Genomic DNA, 23,058 nt, shown 5'->3' with positions numbered 1-23,058 from the left:
ACGAGATATGGTAACCTTCTTTACTTTGATTAGCTTCATAAACAGTATTGCATAGACCAGCAAACCTAAACTGTTCAGTAGTGAAAACTACCCTCACTAACATCGCTACGGAAAAACACTACATTTTAAGTTGGCGGCTGATGAGCTCCGACACACAGGATGTGCTGTGTTGATGAAGTCAAGGACGTGACCGCTTTTAGCCGACCTCCCACAGATTACTTCGGCACATACATCGTACGAGGAAAAGTGTTTTATCTTTTTCGAGTCTCCTTGTTTTTCTTTTATTGAATAGGCAAAGAATGTTGCTGCTTCTTTGCCAACTCATATTTATACCAAGCAAAAAGCATGAGACAACCACTTATAAGTAGCAACCCACTTGTAACATAAAAAACAGCAGAAAACCCATATAAACTCGATAACATACCTCCAAGTGCCGGTCCGATTATATTTCCAAAAAATCGTAAACTTGTATTATATCCAAGTACTTCCCCTTGCATTGCTAAAGGTGCTTCCTGCCTAATGTAAGCAATACGCACCGGAATAATCCCACCAATTGCAACCCCAAGTAGAAATCGTAAACATATCAATTGCCATATATTTGTAACGAATGCCCCGGGTAAATATACAAGCCCAGCCATAAACAACAAGATAATTAATATTTTTATATAACCATATTGATCTCCAAGCTTTCCCCAACGTCTGCTCATTAATAAATTACCTAGCCCTGCAGCGGAAAAAGCTAGCCCAGAGAAAAAGGCCAATTGGGTTAGACCGTGTAATTCTGCAACATACAAGGATAAAATAGGCTGAATACTAAAGTGAGCGATTTGCACAAGGGCAGAAATAAGCATGACCATAAGAAGAATTGGATTTCTTATAATATGGAGCAATACTTCTTTTCGAGTGTAAACTAGTTTAGATGATTGATCATGGGATGTTAAAGTTTCTTCTTTTATTCCCAGAAAGACAATAATTGCAGATAAGAAAATTGTAATGGAAATCCATTTGAAGGTAGTTCCAAAACCGAAATAATCAGCTAGAATTCCCCCTAATAATGGTCCCATTAATGTACCCGTAATACTGCCTGTTTGTAATGTACCTAATACCTTTCCGGCAATATGTTTCGGTGTTTGTGTAGAAATAAGTGCTTGCGAGACTGGAATAAACCCAGTGAATACTCCCATTAGTAAACGCAATGAAAAAAGTTGCCATACATTTTTAGCAAACCCCATTAAGAACACAGATAAACCAAGGCCGATTGCAAAGAAAATCAGTATTTTCTTTCGCCCATATTTATCCCCAAATCTACCCCATATAGGAGAGAAAATAAATGCAGTAACAAATGTTATGCCAAAAATCCAACCTGACCAATTTTGCACATACCCAGATGAGAAATCGCCAAATGACTGGATATATAAAGAGATAAATGGCAGTACCATCGTCATGCTTCCTGCAACAAAAAAGTTTGCAAACCACATAATGGTTACATTTCGACTTATTGATGTATTTTTACTTAAAATAAAAAAATCCCTTCTTTCTATTTCATTAAAAGTATTTCGTTACCCTAAATATTATCGCAAATAGGTCGAAATTGATAATGAAATGACGTTAGGTTCATTGTAAGTTAGGAGCGAGTGAGACATTGGTACGTCGCTAATATGAGTGGAATAAGTGCAAATTATACAAATGGCACTTTAAACTACTTGTAATATTCAATTTACTCAACGTCGTTAAATAAGCGTAAAGTTAGAAGCACATCATACTTTACAAAATGACCATTAAAACATAAAATGATATAAATGCTTTTTAAAAACCTTTAAAATGGCAATTATCGGAAAATAAATAATTATAGATACCATAATTCGACATTTTTTTTAGAAAAGTAATGCATTAATTTTAAAATAGTAGTATAATATTCATCACAGTTATATTTTATTAACGCTAAATAATCAGAATATACATGATAATCACAGTGTAAAAGCGTGTAAAAGTAGACGATAACTACCATCAATTGTCAGAATATTAAAGAATGAAGTAGTATTAATATCTGATGATGCGATGCTATTTTTTTTAGATGATATCGTCTTTTTCGGAGATACTATGGTGCATAGTCCCTTACTAAAAATAGGGATAAAGTGGTCAGGAGGAATGCAAGTTGGGAAATACATTACTTGAAATTAAAAATTTAAAAACCTCATTCCGCATTAAAGATGATTACTACGCTGCGGTTGATAACCTTTCTCTTCGTGTAAACAAAAATGAAGTGCTTGCGATTGTTGGAGAGTCAGGATGTGGAAAAAGTGCATTAGCTTTTTCAGTTATGGGGTTGCATAACCGTGCAAAAATCGAAGGGGATATTTTATTTAAAGGTCAAAATATCGCGAATGTATCACCTTCAGAGTTGAATAAATTACGTGGGAAAGATATGGGGATGATATTCCAAGATCCATTAACAGCATTAAACCCACTTATGATTATTGGTGATCAAATTGCGGAAACTATTTTATTGCATAATAAAGATGTTTCCAAAGTAGAACGTAAAAACAAGGTTATTGAGTTATTGAATAAAGTAGGTATCCCGCGCCCAGAGCATGTGTATGGTCAATTTCCACATGAGTTATCAGGTGGGATGAGACAGCGTGTTGTAATTGCGATGGCGATTGCGAATAATCCTGAATTATTAATAGCAGATGAACCAACAACAGCATTAGATGTAACGATCCAATCACAAATACTTGATTTAATAAAACAATTAAAAGAAGACATGGATGCAGGAATTATTTTAATTACGCACGATCTTGGAGTCGTTGCAGAAATGGCCGATCGTGTTGCAGTAATGTATGCGGGGCAAATTGTAGAAATTGCCGATGTGCATACGTTGTTTACAGATCCTAAACATCCTTACACCCGTTCATTGCTAAATTCTGTACCAAATAGTACAGAAGACCAATCAAGATTACATGTTATCCAAGGTATTGTTCCTTCATTACAAAACCTTCCACGAAAAGGTTGTCGCTTCAGTGCAAGGATTCCATGGATTGAACAATCTGCTCATGAAGAAAATCCAGAACTTCATGAAATCTCAACTGGACATTTTGTACGGTGTACATGTTATGAACATTTTCATTTTCCAGATGAGACAGTAGAAAAGGGGGAAGAGCGTCGTGTCAATACTGAAAGTTGAAGATTTAAAAGTTCACTTCCCAATCAAAGGTGGTATTTTTGGACGAACAGTAGACCACGTCAAAGCGGTGGATGGTGTTACGCTTTCAATCGAAAAAGGAACAACGTACGGTTTGGTTGGAGAATCCGGTTCTGGTAAAACGACGACAGGTCGGGCAATTATCGGATTAAATAATATTACTTCAGGAAAAGTCCTCTTTGAAGGAAAAGATATTACAAATGCTCGCAAGTCCAAGTCTGACTTTCATCGAGATGTGCAGATGATTTTCCAGGACCCGTATTCTTCATTGAATCCACGAAAAAGGGTACACGACATTATTGCTGAGCCATTACGGAACTTCGAAAGTTTATCAAAGAAAGAAGAAAAGAAACGTGTGCAGGAACTATTAGAATTGGTTGGACTTAGTCCTGAAAGTATTCAAAAATATCCTCATCAATTTTCAGGTGGGCAACGTCAACGTATTGGAATTGCTCGGGCAATCGCCTTAAAACCAAAATTAATTATTGCTGATGAGCCAGTTTCCGCACTTGACGTATCTGTACAAGCTCAAGTATTAAATTTCATGCAAGACATTCAAAAGGAACTTGATTTAACTTACTTGTTTATTAGCCATGATTTAGGCGTAATTAAACATATGTGTAGTCATATTGGAATCATGTATAAAGGCCGATATGTAGAAGAGGGTACTACAGAGGAAATCTTTAAAGATCCGCAACATATTTATACAAAACGTCTAGTAGCAGCTATTCCGGATATTGATCCAAAAAGACGGGAAGAACATGCGAAATTCCGTCAAGAAGTGAAGGAAGAGTACGAGAAATCGTATCATGACTATTTTGACGAAGAGGGCTTAGCTTATGACTTGCAACCACTTACAAAAACGCATTTCGTAGCGATGCCTGAGAAAGGTTGATAAGAGATGTGGAAATTTACTGTACGCCGTATATTGATCATGATTCCTCAAATAATATTATTAAGTGTTTTGGTCTTCTTAATGGCAAAAGCTATGCCAGGGGATGCTTTATCTGGACTGATTGATCCAAATGTTGACCCCGAAAGATTAGAAGAATTACGTGAAAAAATGGGCCTTAACGATCCGTGGTATGTACAATATGTTGATTGGGTTAAAAACCTATTCCACGGTGATTTAGGAACATCATTCCGTTATAAAATGCCTGTAACCGAATTAATCGGGGGCAGAATAGTAAATACATTTTGGTTGTCATTATTATCGTTGTTATTAATTTATTTAATTTCAATTCCACTAGGTATCATAAGTGGACGTTACCACGATACATGGATTGACCGTGCAATTACTGGTTATACGTATATTGGATTTGCGACACCATTATTTATTTTTGGTCTCGTCATGCTATGGTTCTTTGGTTTTAGTCTTGGGCTATTCCCTACAGGAGGTAGTGTTTCACCTGGACTGACCCCAGGAACATTTGAATATTTCTTAAGTAAAATCAATCACTTGCTACTGCCAGCATTGTCCATTGCTTTAATTGCGACAGTTGGTACCGTGCAATACTTACGAAATGAAATTATTGATACGAAACAGAAGGATTTTATACTGACTGCAAGAGCGAAGGGTGCGTCAGAGTCACGTGTTTATAATCGACATATCTTCCGTAACTCTTTATTACCGATAGCTGCATTCTTTGGTTATGAACTTACGGGACTTATTGGTGGAACTGTATTTATTGAGAAGATTTTTGGATATCCAGGAATGGGACAATTGTTCTTAGAGTCCATTACAACACGTGACTACACAGTTGTGACGTCATTAGTACTTTTATATGGATGTGCAACAATTATAGGAGCACTACTTTCTGATATCATTTTAAGTCTAGTTGATCCGCGGATTCGTATTAAATAGTGAGGCAGGTGAATAAAAATGGAAAAAGACAAATCAGTGACCGCCCAAAACGAACAGGTCGTTGTAGAAACTGCTGATGTAAGCAGCAAAGAGGAAAATCCTACAGGCCTACGTATTTTATGGCGAGAAATTGTTCGTGATAAAACAGCATTCGTATCCTTGATATTTTTAATATTAATTACAACATTTGTTTATGGTATTTCCTTTATTTTAAAACAAGATGAAATTGTTACGGTTGACTTATTTTCAATTCACCAAGCGCCAAATAGTGAATTTTGGTTAGGTACAGATTATGGTGGACGTGATATATTTGGACAACTAATTATTGGAACGAGAAACTCCTTATCAATAGGTATCTTAGTTACCTTAATGACGGGTGTAATTGGTATTATCTTTGGTCTTGTTGCTGGGTATTTCGGTGGACAAGTTGATAATATTTTAATGCGCATACTTGATTTCTTTATGATTTTGCCGTTTTTAATGATTGTTATTGTATTCGTTGCAATTGTACCGAAATATACAATCGTATCATTTTCCCTCATTATGACCGCATTCTTATGGATGGGTATTGCGAGGCTCATTCGTTCAAAGGCTTTGGCGGAAAGGGAATTAGATTATGTACAGGCATCTAAAACACTTGGGTCTTCGAATTTGAAGATTATGTTTACACAAGTATTACCAAATTTAAGTTCTATTATCATTGTAAACATGACATTGAATCTAGCCGCAAACATAGGCTTGGAATCAGGGTTATCTTTCTTAGGTTTTGGTTTTCCGGAATCGACACCTAGTTTAGGGACATTACTAAGTTATGCAACAAATCCACAAACATTAGAATATCGTTGGTGGATCTGGGTGCCTGCTGCAATTTTAATTTTAGTCCTCATGTTAAGTGTGAACAATGTTGGACAAGCGTTAAAACGTGCAACAGACGCAAGACAGAGAAGAGGTTAAGGAAACATATACGTATGAACAAGCGTAATGAAAACAGCTAGGAGGAATGAACAAACATGAGAAATTTACGTCTTGGAAAAGTGCTTATGGCACTAATGCTTGTTTTGTTACTTGCTTTATCTGCATGTGGCAAAGGAGATAAAGCAGAATCAGATAATAAAGGTAGCGATAAAACGACGGAAGATGGACTATATTCCATCGAAGACTTTACTAAAGAGGTCTCTAATAAAAAAGAGGCTATTAAAGGTGGGGAACTTAATTTTGGTTTAGTGACAGACACCCCATTTGAAGGAACATTGAATACGAATTTCTATAGTGGAAGTCCTGACTGGCAAATCATTAAATGGTTTGATGAGTCACTATTATCAATGGATGAAAACTATAATTACACACAAGATGGTGCAGCAACCTATGAAGTGAGCGATGATCACCGCACATTTACATTTAAAATTCGTGATAACGTAAATTGGCAGGACGGAAAACCGGTAACTGCTGAAGATTGGGCTTACGCTTACGAAGTAATTGGTCACCCTGATTATGATGGTGTTCGATATGATTCTACCTTTACAAATATAGAAGGTATGGATGCCTATCATAAAGGAAAGTCTAAAACAATTTCAGGTATTAAAGTTGTCGATAATAAAACGTTACAAATCACATATGAAAAAGGTAATCCATCATTAATTAATGGTGGGGTTTGGCCTTATGCATTACCAAAACATATTTTCAAGGATATCCCAGTTGCGAAAATGTCATCCTCAGATGCAGTTCGTAAAAACCCAATCGGTATGGGACCATTTAAAGTAAAAAGTATTATTCCAGGTGAGTCAGTCGTATTAGAGAAAAACAAAGACTACTGGCGTGGTGAACCTAATCTTGACAAAGTAACAATAAAAGCTGTAGATCCGACAGTTGTCGTAAAAGAGTTGGAAAAGGGTTCTATTGACTTAGTGGATAGTTTCCCTATCGAACAATTCCCTGATAATGAAAAAATGTCTAATGTCGATTGGTTAGGAAAAGTTGATTTAGCATACTCCTATATCGGCTTTAAATTAGGTCATTACGATAAAAAGAAAAAAGAAGTAGTGTCTGATCCAAATGCGAAAATGGCTGATGTGAACTTAAGAGAAGCAATGTGGTACGCAGTAGATAATGATACTGTAGGGGAGAAGTTTTATCATGGGCTTCGCTGGGGAGGAAATACATTAATTCCGCCTTCACACCCGCTTTATCATGATGATAAAATTAAGGCGCCAACGTTCGACCCTGAAAAGGCAAAACAAATTTTAGAAGATGCTGGCTACAAAGATACTGACGGTGACGGATTCCGTGAAGATCCTAATGGAGAAAAATTGGTGATCAACTTTGCATCGATGTCAGGTGGAGATACAGCTGAACCGATTGCGAATTACTATATCCAGTCATGGAAAAATGTAGGATTGAATGTCCAACTTACAGATGGTCGACTCATGGAATTTAATTCGTTCTATGATCGAGTACGTGCAGATGATCCGGATATTGATATTTTCATGGGTGCGTGGGGTGTAGCAAGTGATGTGGATCCATCCGGCCTTTGGGGTAGAGATTCCATGTTTAACTATTCACGTTATGCAAGTGATAAAAATGATGAATTATTAAAAGAAGGTCTATCTGATAAAGCATTTGACCAAAATTATCGCCAAGAAGTATATAACGAATGGCAACAACTTATGGTTGATGATATTCCTTTAATTCCGACACTATATCGTGCTGCTTTAATTCCAGTTAACAAGCGCGTAGTGAACTATTCAATTGCAGATGAAGATGCAGAACCATACCTATATCAAATTGGTGTGTCAGAAGAAAAACCGTTACTTGCGAAATAAGTAATTGGAAAGAGGCTAAGACAAAGGGGGTCAGACCCCTTTTGTCGGCCTCTTTTTATTAAAAAAGATGTGAATAATTTGATTTCCTTATATTTCGTGTCGTTAAATAAGGTTGTTGACCGAAGGTGGATTTTGGTTGCGAAATGATATATGGTAATTATTCGGAATACTAATATAGTGAAGCTTTTATGAACTATAATATTTTTTGTTTTTTTTAAAAAACTACTAGCATTATTTTGAAAAGGCTTGTATAATGTCAATATAGCTAAATTCATTAACGTCAAATTGTTTGAAAATTTATGTAATACTTGTTAATTGAAAATCCACTGATAAAGTCAATTCTTATGAAAGTAATCCGCTGGAGTATGATTTTGCTTTCTTGTAGCTACTAAATTCAGAATAAGGTGTGAATTTTGGATGTTACGTAATGCGAAGTTATTTCAATTAAGGAGGTGAGGCACATACATAATGCGTGTGGATGTACTTCATAACTGAATCAGTTTTATTAATCGGTACCAACATCTAAAAAGATGATGAGTATAAATCTAGTTCAACTGAATAGTTGGACAAACAAAAATAGGAGGAGACAGCATGAGAAAGTCAAATGTAGGAAAAGTATTAGCAGCACTGATGCTTGTACTAGTTTTAGCATTATCAGCTTGTGGTAAAGATGATGATTCTGCTAATAAAGATAAGGATAAAGGTAAGGACGATGGAGCTAAATCGACTGAAAATGAAGATGGATTATACTCTATTGATGATTTTGCAAAGGTTGTAGAAAACAAAGGGGAAGCAATGGATGGTGGCGAAATTACATTCGGTTTAGTTTCGGACACGCCATTTGGTGGAACGCTTAACTGGAATTTCTATGACGGAAATCCAGATTCGCAAATTCTTAAATGGTTTGATGAATCATTATTAGGAATGGATGAAAACTATAATTTCACTCAAAGTGGTGCTGCTACATTTGAAGTAGACCCAGATAATGATCATATTATTACATTTACAATTCGTGATGAAGTGAACTGGCAAGATGGTGAGCCTGTAACTGCAGAAGACTGGGCATATTCTTATGAAATTATCGGTCATAAAGATTATGAAGGTTCTCGATATAATTCTGATTTTACTATCATTGAAGGTATGGAAGATTATCACGCAGGTAAAGCGGATCACATTTCAGGTATTGAAGTATTAAATGATAAGCAAATGAGAATCACATACAAAGAAGCTAACCCTTCTTTATTAACTGGTGGTATTTGGACTTATGCAATGCCAAAACATATTTTTAAAGATATTCCAGTTGCAAAAATGGCATCATCGGATGCTGTGCGTAAAAACCCAGTAGGTATGGGACCATTTAAAGTAGACAGTATTGTACCGGGTGAAGCTGTGACATTAGTTAGAAATGATGATTACTGGCGCGGTAAGCCACAATTGGATAAAGTTACGATCAAAGTTGTAGATCCAACAGTTGTTGTAAAAGAATTAGAAAAAGGTTCAGTAGACTTAGTTAGTGAATTCCCAGCTGACCAATATCCAGATAATGCAGATATGTCAAACGTACAATGGTTAGGTAAAATTGACTTATCTTACTCTTATGTTGGATTTAAACTAGGTACATGGGATGCGGAAAATGGTGTCGTAAAACCTGATCCAAATGCAAAAATGGCAGACGTTGAATTAAGAAGAGCAATGTGGTATGCAGTTGATAATGATTTAGTTGGTAAGAAATTCTATCATGGTCTAAGATGGGGAGCAAATACGCTTATTCCTCCTTCACATCCAGCATATCATGATGATGATGTAGAAGCACCGACATTTGATCCTGACAAGGCAAATCAAATATTAGAGGATGCAGGTTATAAAGATGTAGATGGTGATGGTATCCGTGAAGACAAAGACGGAAATGAATTAGTTATTAATTTTGCGTCAATGTCCGGTGGAGACACTGCAGAGCCATTAGCAAATTACTACATCCAAGCATGGAAAAACGTTGGACTTAACGTACAATTACTTGATGGTCGTTTACAAGAATTTGAATCATTCTACGATAGAGTAGGTAGAGGTGGAAAAGACGATCCAGATGTAGATATTTATGCAGGTGCATGGGGTGTAGCGAGTGATGTTGACCCGTCCGGTTTATATGGCCGTGATGCAATGTATAACTTCCCACGCTATGCTAGCGACAAAAACGATGAACTTCTAAAAGAAGGTGTATCTGAAAAGGCATTTGATACTGAATATCGTCAAAAGGTTTATAAAGAGTGGCAAGAGTTAATGGTGGAAGAAATACCTGTATTCCCAACTCTTTATCGTTCAGAGCTAAATCCGGTTAACAATCGTATTGTCAACTACTCGATTGCGGATGAAGATGCAGAACCATACTTATATCAAATTGGTGTAACACAAGACAAAGCTGAACAAGCGAAATAATGAGAAATTTAGGGTCTACAATGAAAATTGTAGGCCTTTTTTCATGGGGAAATATAACTGGATATCATTTCCACTAAGTACAAAGAATATAGTGAGAACCTTGTACGATATACGGTTTATTCCTCCTCCATTTATTTGAAAAGTTTGGTAAAGTAGAAAACTATAAAAAATAGTGAAAAAATGACTTGTCATTAATCAGAAAATAATATATACTTTAAAACAATCATAGTAATATTACATTTCTGTTACGGATAGTTAAGAAAGGAATACACTTTTTTAATTTAAAATATTTGAATATTTAAAAGCGTGGTATAAATTAGTGAATAGTAACGGAGGTAATGGTTACAAAGTAAGTAGTAATTGTAAACAAAGAAGTCTAATTTTTCAGGGAAATATATAACGTGTAAGGATTGCCGAGACGGCTATTTTTCAAGTAAGGAGAGGACTAAATTTGGCGGGGAAGTTACTGGAAATTAAAAACTTAAAAACGTCATTCCGGATTCAAGATGACTATTATGCAGCTGTTGATGATGTTTCGCTAGCAGTAAATGAAAATGAAGTGCTAGCAATTGTTGGGGAGTCGGGTTGTGGTAAGAGCGCGCTCGCCTTTTCCGTTATGGGTCTACATAATCGTGCTAAAATTGATGGGGAAATTTTATTTAACGGGCGAGATATCGCAAGTGCTTCACCGAATGAATTAAATAAACTACGTGGTAAAGAAATGGGGATGATCTTCCAAGACCCATTAACAGCACTCAACCCGTTAATGCAAATTGGAGATCAAATTGGAGAAACAATTCTATTACATCATAAAAATATTTCTAAATCAGAACGTCGGGCGAAAGTAATTCGTTTATTAGATAAGGTCGGCATTCCCCGTCCGGAACATGTGTTTAGCCAATTTCCGCATGAATTATCTGGTGGAATGAGACAGCGAGTCGTCATTGCAATGGCGATTGCGAACGAACCAAAATTATTGATAGCAGATGAACCGACAACCGCATTAGATGCAACCATTCAATCACAAATATTGGATTTAATTAAGGAATTAAAAGATGACATGCATGCTGGAATTATCTTAATTACCCATGATTTAGGTGTCGTTGCGGAAATGGCAGATCGCGTAGCAGTCATGTATGCTGGTCAAATTGTAGAAATTGCGGATGTTCATACGTTGTTTGAAGAACCATTACATCCTTATACAAGGTCTCTACTAAATTCCATTCCTAATTCCGAAAAGGAACAGGAAAAGCTACATGTTATACAGGGGATTGTTCCTGCATTGCAAAACTTACCAAGAACAGGATGTCGGTTTAAAGAACGGATCCCATGGATTGATGATGCAGTACATGAAGAACACCCATCCTTACATGAAGTAAAGCCAGGACATTTTGTACGTTGTACGTGTTATAAGCAGTTTAAGTTCCCTGATGAGGCGAAGGAGGAACAACACCATGGCATTTCTTAAGGTGGAAGATTTAAAAGTTCACTTTCCAATTAAAGGTGGAATTTTTGGTCGAACAGTTGATTATGTAAAAGCGGTTGACGGTGTTTCTTTACATATTGAAAAAGGTAAAACATATGGGCTTGTTGGTGAGTCTGGTTCAGGAAAAACAACGACAGGTCGAGCAATAATAGGGTTAAATCATAAAACTGCTGGAAAAGTGACATATGAAGGACAGGATATTACGAAGTTAAAAAGAGCGAAAGCGGATATACGTAGGGAAATTCAAATGATTTTTCAAGATCCGTATTCTTCATTAAATCCGAAAAAGCGTGTATTAGATATTGTTGCAGAACCATTGCGTAACTTTGAAAGGTTATCAAAAGGTGAGGAAAAGAAGCGGATTTATGAATTGTTAGAACTTGTTGGGCTTAGCCCGGAAAGTATTTCAAAATATCCACACCAATTTTCTGGTGGACAGCGGCAGCGGATTGGAATTGCAAGGGCAATTGCTTTGAAGCCTAAGCTAATTATTGCGGATGAGCCAGTATCAGCCCTTGACGTATCTGTTCAAGCACAAGTTTTAAACTTTATGCAAGATATTCAAAAAGAACTTGATCTTACATATTTATTTATTAGTCATGATTTAGGGGTTATTCGTCATATGTGTGACCAAGTAGGAATTATGTATCGTGGACGATTTGTTGAAGAAGGATCAACGGAAGAGATATTTAATAATCCGCAACATATTTATACGAAACGTCTTGTTGCAGCAATACCAGATATAGACCCTAGAAGGCGTCAAGAACAACTTGCATTCCGTCAAGACGTAAAGATGGAATATGAACAATCCTTCAATGACTACTTTGATGAAGACGGGTTGGCCTATTCACTACAACCAATAACAGATACGCATTTAGTGGCCTTACCCGAGAAAGGTTGAAAAGTATGTGGAAATTTACGGTACGTAGAATATTAATTATGATTCCGCAAATTATTCTTTTAAGTTTATTAGTATTTATTATCGCAAAGGCTATGCCTGGGGACGCTTTATCAGGTAACGTTAGTCCAGACGTAGATCCGCAAACTTTAGAAGAATTGCGTGAAAAACTTGGTTGGAATGATCCATGGTATCAACAGTATGGACGATGGGCAAAAGATTTATTACAAGGGGATTTAGGAACTTCTTACAAATATAAAATGCCTGTAACAGAGCTAATTTCACAAAGAGTTATTAATACAGTTTGGCTTTCACTCTTTAGTCTGGTATTCATATACATTATTTCTATTCCGTTAGGGATTATTAGTGGCCGATACAATAACTCGTTGGCGGATCAGGTGATAACGAGCTATACATATATTGGATTTGCAACACCATTATTTATTTTTGCACTCGTTATATTATGGTTTTTTGGATATTATCTAGGGTGGTTCCCAACGGGAGGAAGTGTTGCACCCGGATTAGAACCCGGGACCTTCGAATACGTGATGAGTAAGTTTAATCATTTAATTTTACCATCTCTTGCGATAGCACTTATTTCGACAGTTGGAACGGTACAGTATTTACGAAATGAAATTATTGATACAAAAGAAAAAGACTTTATATTGACAGCTAGAGCAAAAGGAGCACCAGAATCACGTGTTTATAATCGACATATTTTTAGAAACTCTTTGCTACCAATCGCTGCCTTTATCGGATATGAAATTACGTTATTAATTAGTGGTACTGTATTCGTTGAAAAGATATTTAGTTATCCAGGAATGGGGCAGTTATTCTTAGAGTCCATTTTAGTAAGGGATTATACGGTTGTAACAGCTCTTGTATTATTAACAGGGGTTGCCACTGTATTAGGTGCTTTACTATCAGATATTGCATTAAGTATTGTAGATCCGCGTATTCGTATTAAGTAAAAAAATTAATGGGTTAGTTTTGAGACTCCGAGGTGATAAAAATTGGCAAAAGAGATATTAGAGATGGAATCCGGAGCCGTTCAGGATGCAAGTGATAGTCCCACTGGGTTACGTGTACTCTGGAGAGAATTAGTACGTGATAAATTAGCGTTAGGATCATTGATATTCCTAATCTTACTTATGTCATTTGTTTATGGAATTTCATTGTTTTTAGATCAAGAGGAAATTGTAAGAGTAGACTTATTTGAAATTCATAAGCCGCCATCTGAAGAATTTTGGTTAGGTACAGACTATGGTGGAAGGGATGTTTTCGGTCAACTTATTATTGGTACGAGAAACTCACTATCAATTGGAATTTTAGTTACATTAATGACTGGAATCATTGGGATCGGTGTTGGACTTTGTGCTGGGTATTTCGGCGGACATGTGGATAACGTATTAATGAGAGTAGTCGATTTCTTCATGATTTTACCATTCCTTATGCTCGTCATCGTATTCGTTGCACTTGTTCCAAAGTACACCATTGTTTCCTTTTCACTCATTATGACAGCATTCTTATGGATGGGGAAAGCGCGGCTTATACGTTCAAAGGCATTGGCCGAGAGAGAACTTGACTATGTGCAAGCCTCGAAAACACTAGGAACATCTAATTTGAAAATTATGTTTGGTCATGTACTACCAAACTTGAGCTCTATCATTGTTGTAACGATGACATTAAATTTAGCTTCGAATATTGGTTTGGAATCTGGTCTGTCCTTCCTAGGATTTGGATTTCCAGAATCAACACCCAGTTTAGGTACCTTGATGAGTTATGCAACAAATCCACAAACATTAGAATATCGTTGGTGGATCTGGGTTCCAGCTGCAGTACTTATTCTCTTACTCATGTTAAGCGTACGAAATGTAGGGGAAGCATTAAAAAGAGCAACAGATGCAAGGCAAAGGAGAGGCTAGGTTAAAAGCCTACTCTTGTAAAGTGAATTTACAAAATATTCCTATTTTAAGGAGGTGAGGCTGCGGCTAGCTGAAAAGGTGGCTGTAACGATACATTTTCATATGTATCAGAGGTATGCCCGGTTGGGGCTTTCCCAACAATTTAAGGATACACAATATAAGGGGAGGTTATACAAAGATGAGAAATATGAAGTGGACAAAATTATTATTTGCACTTATGTTAGCTTTAATGCTTGCGCTTGTCGCTTGTAGTAAAGACTCAGGTGGCGACGGTGATAAAGGGTCAGATAATGGTAAAGCAGCAGAAAAAGATGGGGATAAGGATAAAAAAGGCGACGAAGATGAAGCTGATGATGGGCTTTATTCCATTGAAGACTTTGAAGTAGACCTTCCAACTGGTGAGGGAATTGAAGATGGAGAGCTAGTATTCGGTCTAGTATCTGATACACCATTTGCAGGTACATTGAACTGGAACTTCTATAGTGGTGACCCGGATTCACAAATCCTAAAATGGTTTGATGAGTCACTATTATCATCTGATGAGAACCTTGTTTATACAAATGATGGTGCTGCAACTTTTGAAATTAGCGAAGATAAAAAGACATATACATTTACAATTCGCGATGAAGTAAATTGGCAAGATGGTGAGCCTGTTACAGCAGAAGACTTTTTATTCGCGCACGAAGTAATTGGCCATCCTGATTATGATGGTGTTCGTTATGACAGTACATTCAGAAATATTGAAGGTATGGAGGAATACCATGCTGGCGAAGCAGAAACAATTTCTGGAATAGAAGTTGTGGATGAGAAAACGCTAAAAATTACGTATATCAATCCTACTCCTTCCTTAACAGCTGGAGGATTCTGGTCATATCCATTAGCAAAGCACATTTTTGGTGATATGGAAGTAGCAGAAATCTCTGAGTCTAAGGAGTTACGTGAAAAGCCAATTGGTTTTGGACCATATGTAGTAGATAGTATTGTTCCTGGAGAGTCTGTAACGTTGGTAAGAAACGAAGATTACTGGCGTGGTAAGCCAGCACTTGCAAAAGTAACAATTAAAGTAATTGATCCATCTGTTGTTGCAAAAGAACTTGAAAAAGGAACAGTGGATATGGTAAGTGCTTTCCCAGCTGACCAATATCCTGACCAAGAGCATTTAACGAATATTAACTGGTTAGGTACAGTTGATAATTCTTACTCTTATGTTGGATTTAAATTAGGTACTTGGGATAAGGAAGAAAAGAAGGTTAAGCCAGATCCAGATGCAAAAATGGCTGACGTTAATTTAAGAAGAGCAATGTGGTATGCAGTTGATAACGATGAAGTAGGTAAGCGTTTCTATCATGGCTTACGTTGGGCTGCAAATACATTAATTACACCTTGGCATGGAGATTTCTATGCAGAAGATGTAGAAGCACCAACATATGATCCAGATAAAGCAAATGAAATTCTAGATGAAGCTGGCTACGAAAAGGGAGACGATGGTTTCCGTAAGACTCCAGATGGTGAAGAGCTAGTGATTAACTATGCATCTATGTCTGGTGGAGATATCGCTGAGCCTTTAGCACAATATTATATCCAAGCATGGAAAGCGGTAGGTCTGAATGTTCAACTATTAGATGGCCGTTTACAAGAGTTTGAAACGTTCTATGATCGTGTAGGACAGCACGGTGATGATGATCCAGAAGTTGATATCTATGCTGGTGCGTGGGGTGTAGGTATGGACGTTGATCCATCTGGATTGTACGGAGAACATGCACTATTTAACTTCGCTCGTTACTATGATGAGAAAAACGAAGAACTATTAGAGAAAGGTTTATCAGAGGAAGCGTTCGATAACGAATATCGTAAGCAAGTTTATAAAGAGTGGCAAGAATATATGGTAGAAGAAATTCCAGTATTCCCAACACAATATCGTTCAGCAATAGAGCCACTTAACAAGCGTGTTGTCAACTACTCTGTTGACCTTGCAACTGATTTGTATATGTATCAAATTGGTGTTACAAGTAACGAACCAGAAGTTCATAAAGATTAATTAAAAAAGGTCCGCGAAAGCGGGCTTTTTTTATGGCAAATAACGTCCCTCCTTTACAAAATGAAGAGAGAAAAACTATTCTTTTTTAAAAAATCTCTTAATTTATGTAATAGATTTTAATAGTTTTGGTAATCCTTGTAATAGACTTTTAAAAGTCTTGTAACGTCATAGCTTGTCATTTCATGTTACGATGGGCTATGTCAGAATTCAAGGAGGGACAAAAATGAAGAAAGCATTATTGACGCTTGCTATCGGCCTCGTGATTGCTGGCACCACGACAACGACTGTTTTTGCGGATGAACATGTAGTTAAAAAAGGAGATAATCTTTGGGACATTGCCAACACACATGATGTTACAGTTGATTATTTAATGGAAAAAAATGAATTGGAGAGCTCTATTATTTATCCAGAACAAAAGCTCTCGGTTCAAGAAACATATAAAGTGAAAAAAGGTGACACATTATATCGTATTGCGAAAGACAATAATGTTAGTGTCAAAGAATTAAAAGAATGGAATAATCTCCAAAGTAACCTTATTGTAATAGGTGAAGAGTTAATGATAAAAGCGGGTAGTATTGCAATAGAAAATGAACAATCACAACCTGTTATGGCATCAAAACAACAGAAGAACAAAGAGAAAAGCTCTCAAACAACAGCAAGCCCAGCAATGAAGAAGAGTGAAACACCAGAAGGAAAAACATTAACGGTTACTGCTACAGCATATACAGCAGATTGTGCAGGATGTTCAGGTATTACGAAAACGGGTATTGATTTACGAAATGACCGAAATGCGAAAGTCATTGCAGTTGATCCGAATGTAGTTCCACTCGGTTCAAAAGTTTATGTGGAAGGTTACGGATATGCAATTGCAGGTGATACAGGTGGTGCTATCAAAGGTAATAAAATTGATATACACGTACCGACTAAAAAAGAGGCGTATGCTTGGGGCGTTCGAACTGTAAAATTAACGATAGTTGAATAATAATGTAACTTTTACATTTGTTAAGGAAGTATCCAAATGAATTGGATGCTTCCTTTTTTGATACAAGCTTACATAAAAATACACATTTGTATCGTACATTATCCCCTAACCCTTGCAATAGACCCAAACTGTTCAGTAGTGAAAACTTGCCTTCAACTTAATTAGCTCGCTGCATCACTTCGGCAGAATACTTCACTTTTCGCGGACAAGGCAGGTTAATTTCGCAACGTCCTGTTGCAACACCTGCACTAGTATTTCCTGTACGTCGGAAGTTGAAGCGTTGCCCGCGGAAAGCAACGGTCCGTAGCGGAAAACAACCTAGCACGTTACCCGACAGTTTGGTTCAAATCACGCTAGTATTGTTACAATCTAAAATAAGAATATCATCCATTACTGCTCTTCTATGAACAATTTTTGAAGATATGTTAAACTATATGTAACATGAGCGCTTAATTGGCTTAAATACAATGAAGCGCTTACATAATGGAAGGAGATAGCTTAATATGTCTAGTAAAACATTAAATAACTTTTTAAATGAAAATATTACTGACTTAAAAAGTAAAGGTCTATACAATGAAATTGATCCTGTACAAGGCCCAAATGGCCCTAAAATCCAAATCAATGGAAAGGAACTTATTAACCTTTCATCCAATAACTATTTAGGTTTGGCAACAGATGAGCGACTTAAAAAGGTTGCAAAAGAAGCGGTAGAATCACACGGTGTTGGCGCAGGTGCAGTAAGAACAATTAATGGAACGCTAGATTTGCATGTAGAATTAGAAAAGACAATTGCAGCATTTAAAGGAACAGAAGCAGCGATATCGTATCAATCCGGATTTAACTGTAACATGGCAGCTATATCTGCGGTTATGGATAAAAATGATGCAATTTTATCAGACGAGCTAAACCATGCATCAATTATTGATGGTTGCCGTTTGTCACGTGCAAAAATCATTCGTTTTAATCATTCAGACATGGATGATTTACGTCAAAAGGCAAAAGAAGCAACTGAATCAGGACAATACAACAAAATTATGGTAATAACAGATGGAGTATTTTCCATGGATGGAGATATTGCAAAACTACCGGAAATTGTGGAGATTGCGGAAGAATTTGACCTTATTACGTATGTCGATGATGCCCACGGTTCAGGTGTAACTGGGAAAGGCGCAGGTACGGTAAAACATTTTGGATTACAGGATAAAGTTGACTTTCAAATGGGAACTTTATCAAAAGCAATCGGTGTCATCGGCGGTTATGTTGCTGGTAAACAGAATCTCATTGATTGGTTAAAAGTACGCTCGAGACCATTCTTATTCTCTACAGCGGTATCACCGGCTGATGCAATTGCAAGTACAAAAGCAATCGAGATTTTAATGGAAAGTACAGAACTCCATGATCGCCTATGGGAAAATGGTCGTTATTTAAAAGAGGGATTGAAAAAATTAGGATTTGACATTGGGAATAGTGAAACACCAATTACACCTTGTATTATTGGAGAAGAAAAGAAAGCACAAGCATTTAGTGCGCGTCTATTTGAAGAAGGTGTATACGCAAAATCGATTGTGTTCCCAACTGTACCACGTGGGACGGGTCGTGTAAGAAATATGCCAACAGCGGCTCATACAAAGGAAATGTTGGATGAAGCCATTGCGATTTATGAAAAGGTTGGAAAAGAGATGGGAATTATTTAAACAATGGATATGGGGCTTGGAACGAGGGGGGTCAGACCCCTTGTCCTAGCCTCCATCTTAAGCTTACGCGAAAAGAGGTAAACAGATGAGAAAAATTCTCGTAACCGGGGCACTTGGACAAATAGGGTCTGAACTCGTAACCAAACTCCGCGATAATTATGGAGTAGACAATGTCATTGCAACAGATATTAAGGAAGTAAAAACTGATGGACCATACGAGATAGTTAACGTAATGGATGGAGATAGATTATTTGATGTTGCCAAAAAGTATGAAGTCGATACAGTCATGCATTTAGCAGCTTTATTATCTGCAAAAGCAGAAGAAAATCCAAAGCGTGCTTGGGATATTAATATGGGTGGTTTAGTACATGCATTAGAAGTAGCCAGGGAGTTAGATTTGCAATTTTTTACACCAAGTTCAATAGGTTCATTTGGCCCATCAACTCCAAAAGATCTTACACCACAGGATACGATTCAACGACCAACAACGATGTATGGTGTGAACAAAGTAGCAGGTGAGTTGCTTTGTGATTATTACTTTGAGCGATTTGGTGTGGATACCCGTGGCGTCAGATTTCCAGGTTTAATCTCTTATGTAGCGCTACCTGGTGGAGGAACAACAGACTATGCAGTAGATATCTATTATGAAGCTATTAAAACTAAATCATATACTTCGTTTATCGCAGAGGGTACATACATGGATATGATGTATATGCCAGATGCTGTCCTAGCAATCATTCAATTAATGGAAACAGATGCAAGTAAGCTAATCCATCGAAATGCATTTAACGTTACAGCCATGTCTGCAGCACCAGAAGACTTTGCAAAAGCAATCCGGAAACATATACCAGACTTCACGTTGCAATATGACGTTGATCCTGTGAGGCAAAAGATAGCCGAAAGCTGGCCAAACCATATCGACGCAACCGCAGCAAAAGAAGAATGGGGATTTAAAGCAGAATACGACTTAGACAGAATGACAGCAGATATGCTTGAAAAATTAGGAAAGAAACTTAAAATGATATAATCTAGAAACGTCCTTTCGTATGGAGGGCGTTTTTTTCATGGCGGTCACAGAGAGGCGCTCTCATAGCCTGAAGTGTTTGCCCGCGGATACAGAACTTCTACCCGTGGGCGTGAAACTTCTACCCGCGGATGCAGAACTTCTACCCCCTGGTGTGAAACTTCTGCCCGCGGATACGAATCTTCTACCCTCTGGCGCGGAAACTCTACCCGCGGATACAGAACTTCTACCCTCTGGCGTGAAACTTCTGCCCGCGGATACGAATCTTCTACCCTCTGGCGCAGAACTTCTACCCGCGGATACAGAACTTCTACCCGTGGGCGTGAAACTTCTACTCGCGGATAACAGAACTTCTACCCTCTGGCGTGAAACTTCTACCCGCGGATACGAATCTTCTACCCTCTGGTGTGAAACTTCTACCCGCGGATACGAATCTTCTCCCCTCTGGCGTGAAACTTCTACCCGCAGATACAGAACTTCTACCCTCTGGCGCGAAACTTCTACCCTCGGAAACAAATCTCCTACGTAAAAGCTTTCCGTATGAATATAATCCAACTACCATCTATACAGCTGGTATATAATATGGTAGGCTAAATACAAAATAAGGCAAGGGGATGGTAATGGGATGTCGAAGACGGAAAAAATAACAGTGAATATTGATGTAGTAGATTTGGGTAAAATTGATTTATTGGTGGAACAAGGGTTTTATTCTAACCGAACGGACTGTATTAAAACGGCTATTCGAAATCAATTAGCATCACATTCAACTGAAGTAGAAAAGGAGATTACTGCAAAATCATATGGAATTGGCATTCGTATTATAACTAAAAAGGAGTTAGTAGATGCGAAACAACTTGGGAAAATGTTAAGTATCTATCATATTGGCATGTTAAAGTTGGAGGAAAATATTGATTCTACCCTTGCAACACAGACGATTCAATCTATAAAGGTTTTAGGCAGTTTCAGAGCGACACCAATATTAAAAGAGGCATTAAAACAGATGATAGAAAATTAGAGTGGGTTTAAGCCCACTCTAGAAATACGGAAATACATCTTGGATTTTGCCAAATAAATTTGTATAGTCCATTGCAGCTAAATAAACCATTCTACCGATAAGCAAAATACTAAGTGTGCTTGCAAACAATGTAATCTTTTTTCTTTGTTGCCCCTTTTTCAATACGTAGGTAAGAACAGATCCTATTAATGTAACTAAACCTACAATTAATAGTACACCTGACAAACCATCAATATTTATTGGCAACCAACCAAAATAGATGACTAAAGATAAATAATATACCCAAGCGATTGTAATAATAATAAAATTTACCATTTTTAACCTCCTTGGTTGGTGAAATAGAAAGAATCTGATGAATGATATGAGCTCTTATCTAATACTAGATAGGTATCGTTTACCACCTTCTACACTAGTGTAGTATTCCCTAGGAACGTTTTTACGATTATTTGAATGATAGCTTACCAGGATTTTCTTATTTTGTAAGCTGGTTACGATTGCAGTATGTTCCATCCAACCATCTGGAATAGGTAAGAAAACTTTGTTTCTTGTATCATAATGGTAGACGTCACCTAATTTAGCATTTGCATATTTATCTTGAACGGTTTTCATTAATATTCCTCCGGGTTCTCTGATGTAATTTCTAAAGCTGCCTGCATTAATCCACGCATTAGTATATGGCTTCCATTCTTTAAAGTGTGGAATCCCCCCGTAGCGCAATGCCTGTGATACAAAGTTTGTACAATCTGCTCCATTATAATATTTGTAGCTCTTATTTGGAGTTAAGGCATATTTTAATGCATAATATGCAGCTGCAGATCCTAAATAATTTTAAGACAGTTCGTTGTCAACAATAACCTCTTCTTCTGATGAATTTATAGAATAAGAATTATCCTTAGCTACTTCCTCTTTATATTTAGATACAAAGTCTTCGATACTTGTAATTTCAGATTTGTTTGCACTACTATCCATTACTGCAACATTTTCTAGATCTGTTTTTTCAGAGTTTATTACGTTATTCGTATCCTCCTTAATTTTTAACGTGATATCATCACCTAACCCTGTTTCAAAGCTTTCCTCATCACCTTGAAAGACAAAGTTTCGCGTGATATAAGCTTTAATGAGCATTACACCATCCTTGTCCAAGTCGACCGAAAGTTCCTCAATACTAAAATGGAAATCAAGCAGCTGTAATTTATCAATCTCCACCATAGCTGTGTATAGCAATACTGCTTCATCCGTTTCAGTAAGTTTTGATAAGGAACTATTTTCCATAACCCTCCCACTTTCAAAGTTTTCTTCTTGTTGATTTAACATTTGTAAGACTGTGTCATACCCAAGCTTGTTTAACGCATTCATATCAGTATCTGTAGTTGTGTTGGATTCACTTCTTTTATTCTCATCAATTGGGTTAGAAAAGCCAAGTGAAAATAAAAGAAAAGGAATCATAAGTAGAATGAATGTCTTTTTCATTTTTTCCCCTCCTATTCAACATTTATTTAGAAAAATAAATTAATTATATTTTACCACAAATCTGCTCAAAAAAACTTGGGAAAGTTGGCATGCAAAAGGCTTGTTAAATAGGCTCTACAATAAATAGTGTTGGTGATAAAAATTCACTAACACTATTTTTAGTATTAGTAAAAATAGAAAACAAGTGAGTTTCCCTGTAGAATTAAAG

The 23,058-nt window shown here is 37.0% G+C and carries 19 protein-coding genes and 1 pseudogene; 15 read left to right on the top strand and 5 right to left on the bottom strand.

The genetic code is table 11. From position 1 onward, the window contains the following. Positions 1-281 precede the first annotated feature (281 nt). On the bottom strand, positions 282-1,439 hold the full coding sequence (locus ACFFIS_RS05065; protein ID WP_390186425.1) for an MFS transporter: 1,158 nt from the start codon (positions 1,437-1,439) through the stop codon (positions 282-284). 716 nt (positions 1,440-2,155) lie between these two features. Here ACFFIS_RS05065 and ACFFIS_RS05060 point away from each other — a divergent pair. The 14 genes from ACFFIS_RS05060 to ACFFIS_RS04995 all read left to right on the top strand — a co-directional run bounded on the left by ACFFIS_RS05060 (position 2,156) and on the right by ACFFIS_RS04995 (position 20,368). Continuing rightward, positions 2,156-3,184 (top strand): ABC transporter ATP-binding protein, encoded by a 1,029-nt coding sequence (locus ACFFIS_RS05060; protein WP_390186424.1) that lies wholly within the window; start codon positions 2,156-2,158, stop codon positions 3,182-3,184. Further along, the gene (locus ACFFIS_RS05055; RefSeq protein WP_390186422.1) at positions 3,165-4,097 is read left to right on the top strand and encodes an ABC transporter ATP-binding protein; all 933 of its coding nucleotides are present in this window, start codon (positions 3,165-3,167) and stop codon (positions 4,095-4,097) included. Before ACFFIS_RS05060 ends, ACFFIS_RS05055 begins: the two co-directional genes overlap by 20 nt. 6 nt (positions 4,098-4,103) lie before the next feature. Continuing rightward, positions 4,104-5,066, top strand: coding sequence for an oligopeptide ABC transporter permease (gene opp4B / locus ACFFIS_RS05050; RefSeq protein ID WP_390186421.1), 963 nt, complete (start codon positions 4,104-4,106; stop codon positions 5,064-5,066). Between the two features lie 18 nt (positions 5,067-5,084). Further along, positions 5,085-6,020 (top strand): ABC transporter permease, encoded by a 936-nt coding sequence (locus ACFFIS_RS05045; protein ID WP_390186420.1) that lies wholly within the window; start codon positions 5,085-5,087, stop codon positions 6,018-6,020. A gap of 56 nt (positions 6,021-6,076) precedes the next feature. After that, positions 6,077-7,885 carry an oligopeptide ABC transporter substrate-binding protein gene (opp4A, locus tag ACFFIS_RS05040; RefSeq protein WP_390186419.1) on the top strand — a complete coding sequence of 603 codons (1,809 nt, stop codon included), beginning with the start codon at positions 6,077-6,079 and terminating at the stop codon, positions 7,883-7,885. A 591-nt stretch (positions 7,886-8,476) separates the two neighbouring features. Further along, positions 8,477-10,318, top strand: coding sequence for an oligopeptide ABC transporter substrate-binding protein (gene opp4A, locus ACFFIS_RS05035; protein WP_390186418.1), 1,842 nt, complete (start codon positions 8,477-8,479; stop codon positions 10,316-10,318). Between the two features lie 451 nt (positions 10,319-10,769). Then, positions 10,770-11,786, top strand: coding sequence for an ABC transporter ATP-binding protein (locus ACFFIS_RS05030; protein ID WP_320380365.1), 1,017 nt, complete (start codon positions 10,770-10,772; stop codon positions 11,784-11,786). Continuing rightward, entirely contained in the window at positions 11,773-12,705 is a 933-nt protein-coding gene (locus ACFFIS_RS05025; protein ID WP_320380364.1) for an ABC transporter ATP-binding protein, read from the top strand. The genes ACFFIS_RS05030 and ACFFIS_RS05025 overlap by 14 nt, the downstream gene beginning before the upstream one ends. 5 nt (positions 12,706-12,710) lie before the next feature. Next, positions 12,711-13,673 carry an oligopeptide ABC transporter permease gene (opp4B, locus tag ACFFIS_RS05020; RefSeq protein WP_390186417.1) on the top strand — a complete coding sequence of 321 codons (963 nt, stop codon included), beginning with the start codon at positions 12,711-12,713 and terminating at the stop codon, positions 13,671-13,673. Between the two features lie 63 nt (positions 13,674-13,736). Then, a complete protein-coding gene (locus ACFFIS_RS05015) occupies positions 13,737-14,627 on the top strand; it encodes an ABC transporter permease (protein ID WP_390186576.1) in 891 nt (296 codons plus the stop codon). A gap of 178 nt (positions 14,628-14,805) precedes the next feature. After that, entirely contained in the window at positions 14,806-16,665 is a 1,860-nt protein-coding gene (locus ACFFIS_RS05010; protein WP_390186416.1) for an oligopeptide ABC transporter substrate-binding protein, read from the top strand. Positions 16,666-16,888: 223 nt separating this feature from the next. Beyond that, complete coding sequence (locus ACFFIS_RS05005; protein WP_390186415.1) at positions 16,889-17,647, top strand: 3D domain-containing protein; 759 nt, start codon at positions 16,889-16,891, stop codon at positions 17,645-17,647. 503 nt (positions 17,648-18,150) lie between these two features. Next, positions 18,151-19,341, top strand: coding sequence for a glycine C-acetyltransferase (locus ACFFIS_RS05000; protein WP_320380362.1), 1,191 nt, complete (start codon positions 18,151-18,153; stop codon positions 19,339-19,341). A gap of 85 nt (positions 19,342-19,426) precedes the next feature. Then, positions 19,427-20,368, top strand: a complete 942-nt coding sequence (locus tag ACFFIS_RS04995; RefSeq protein WP_390186413.1) for an L-threonine 3-dehydrogenase — start codon at positions 19,427-19,429, stop codon at positions 20,366-20,368. Positions 20,369-20,696: 328 nt separating this feature from the next. Here the strand turns inward: ACFFIS_RS04995 and ACFFIS_RS04990 are convergent, their stop codons facing one another. Beyond that, the gene (locus ACFFIS_RS04990) at positions 20,697-20,927 is read right to left on the bottom strand and encodes a hypothetical protein (protein ID WP_320380361.1); all 231 of its coding nucleotides are present in this window, start codon (positions 20,925-20,927) and stop codon (positions 20,697-20,699) included. 63 nt (positions 20,928-20,990) lie between these two features. On the opposite strand from ACFFIS_RS04990, the gene ACFFIS_RS04985 reads away from it, so the two are divergent. Then, positions 20,991-21,380 carry a ribbon-helix-helix domain-containing protein gene (locus ACFFIS_RS04985; protein ID WP_320380359.1) on the top strand — a complete coding sequence of 130 codons (390 nt, stop codon included), beginning with the start codon at positions 20,991-20,993 and terminating at the stop codon, positions 21,378-21,380. 18 nt (positions 21,381-21,398) lie between these two features. On the opposite strand, the gene ACFFIS_RS04980 is transcribed toward ACFFIS_RS04985, so the two are convergent. The 3 genes and pseudogenes from ACFFIS_RS04980 to ACFFIS_RS04970 all read right to left on the bottom strand — a co-directional run bounded on the left by ACFFIS_RS04980 (position 21,399) and on the right by ACFFIS_RS04970 (position 22,850). Continuing rightward, positions 21,399-21,695 carry a hypothetical protein gene (locus tag ACFFIS_RS04980; RefSeq protein ID WP_320380358.1) on the bottom strand — a complete coding sequence of 99 codons (297 nt, stop codon included), beginning with the start codon at positions 21,693-21,695 and terminating at the stop codon, positions 21,399-21,401. 54 nt (positions 21,696-21,749) lie between these two features. Beyond that, positions 21,750-22,193 (bottom strand): annotated as a pseudogene (locus ACFFIS_RS04975) (amidase domain-containing protein); the annotation flags it as partial. Between the two features lie 15 nt (positions 22,194-22,208). After that, positions 22,209-22,850, bottom strand: a complete 642-nt coding sequence (locus ACFFIS_RS04970) for a hypothetical protein (protein WP_320380357.1) — start codon at positions 22,848-22,850, stop codon at positions 22,209-22,211. Between the last annotated feature and the right edge of the window lie 208 nt (positions 22,851-23,058).

The organism is Paracerasibacillus soli (assembly GCF_042432965.1).
Lineage (GTDB): Bacteria > Bacillota > Bacilli > Bacillales > Amphibacillaceae > Paracerasibacillus > Paracerasibacillus soli.
This window is presented reverse-complemented; position numbering and strand designations above follow the sequence as displayed.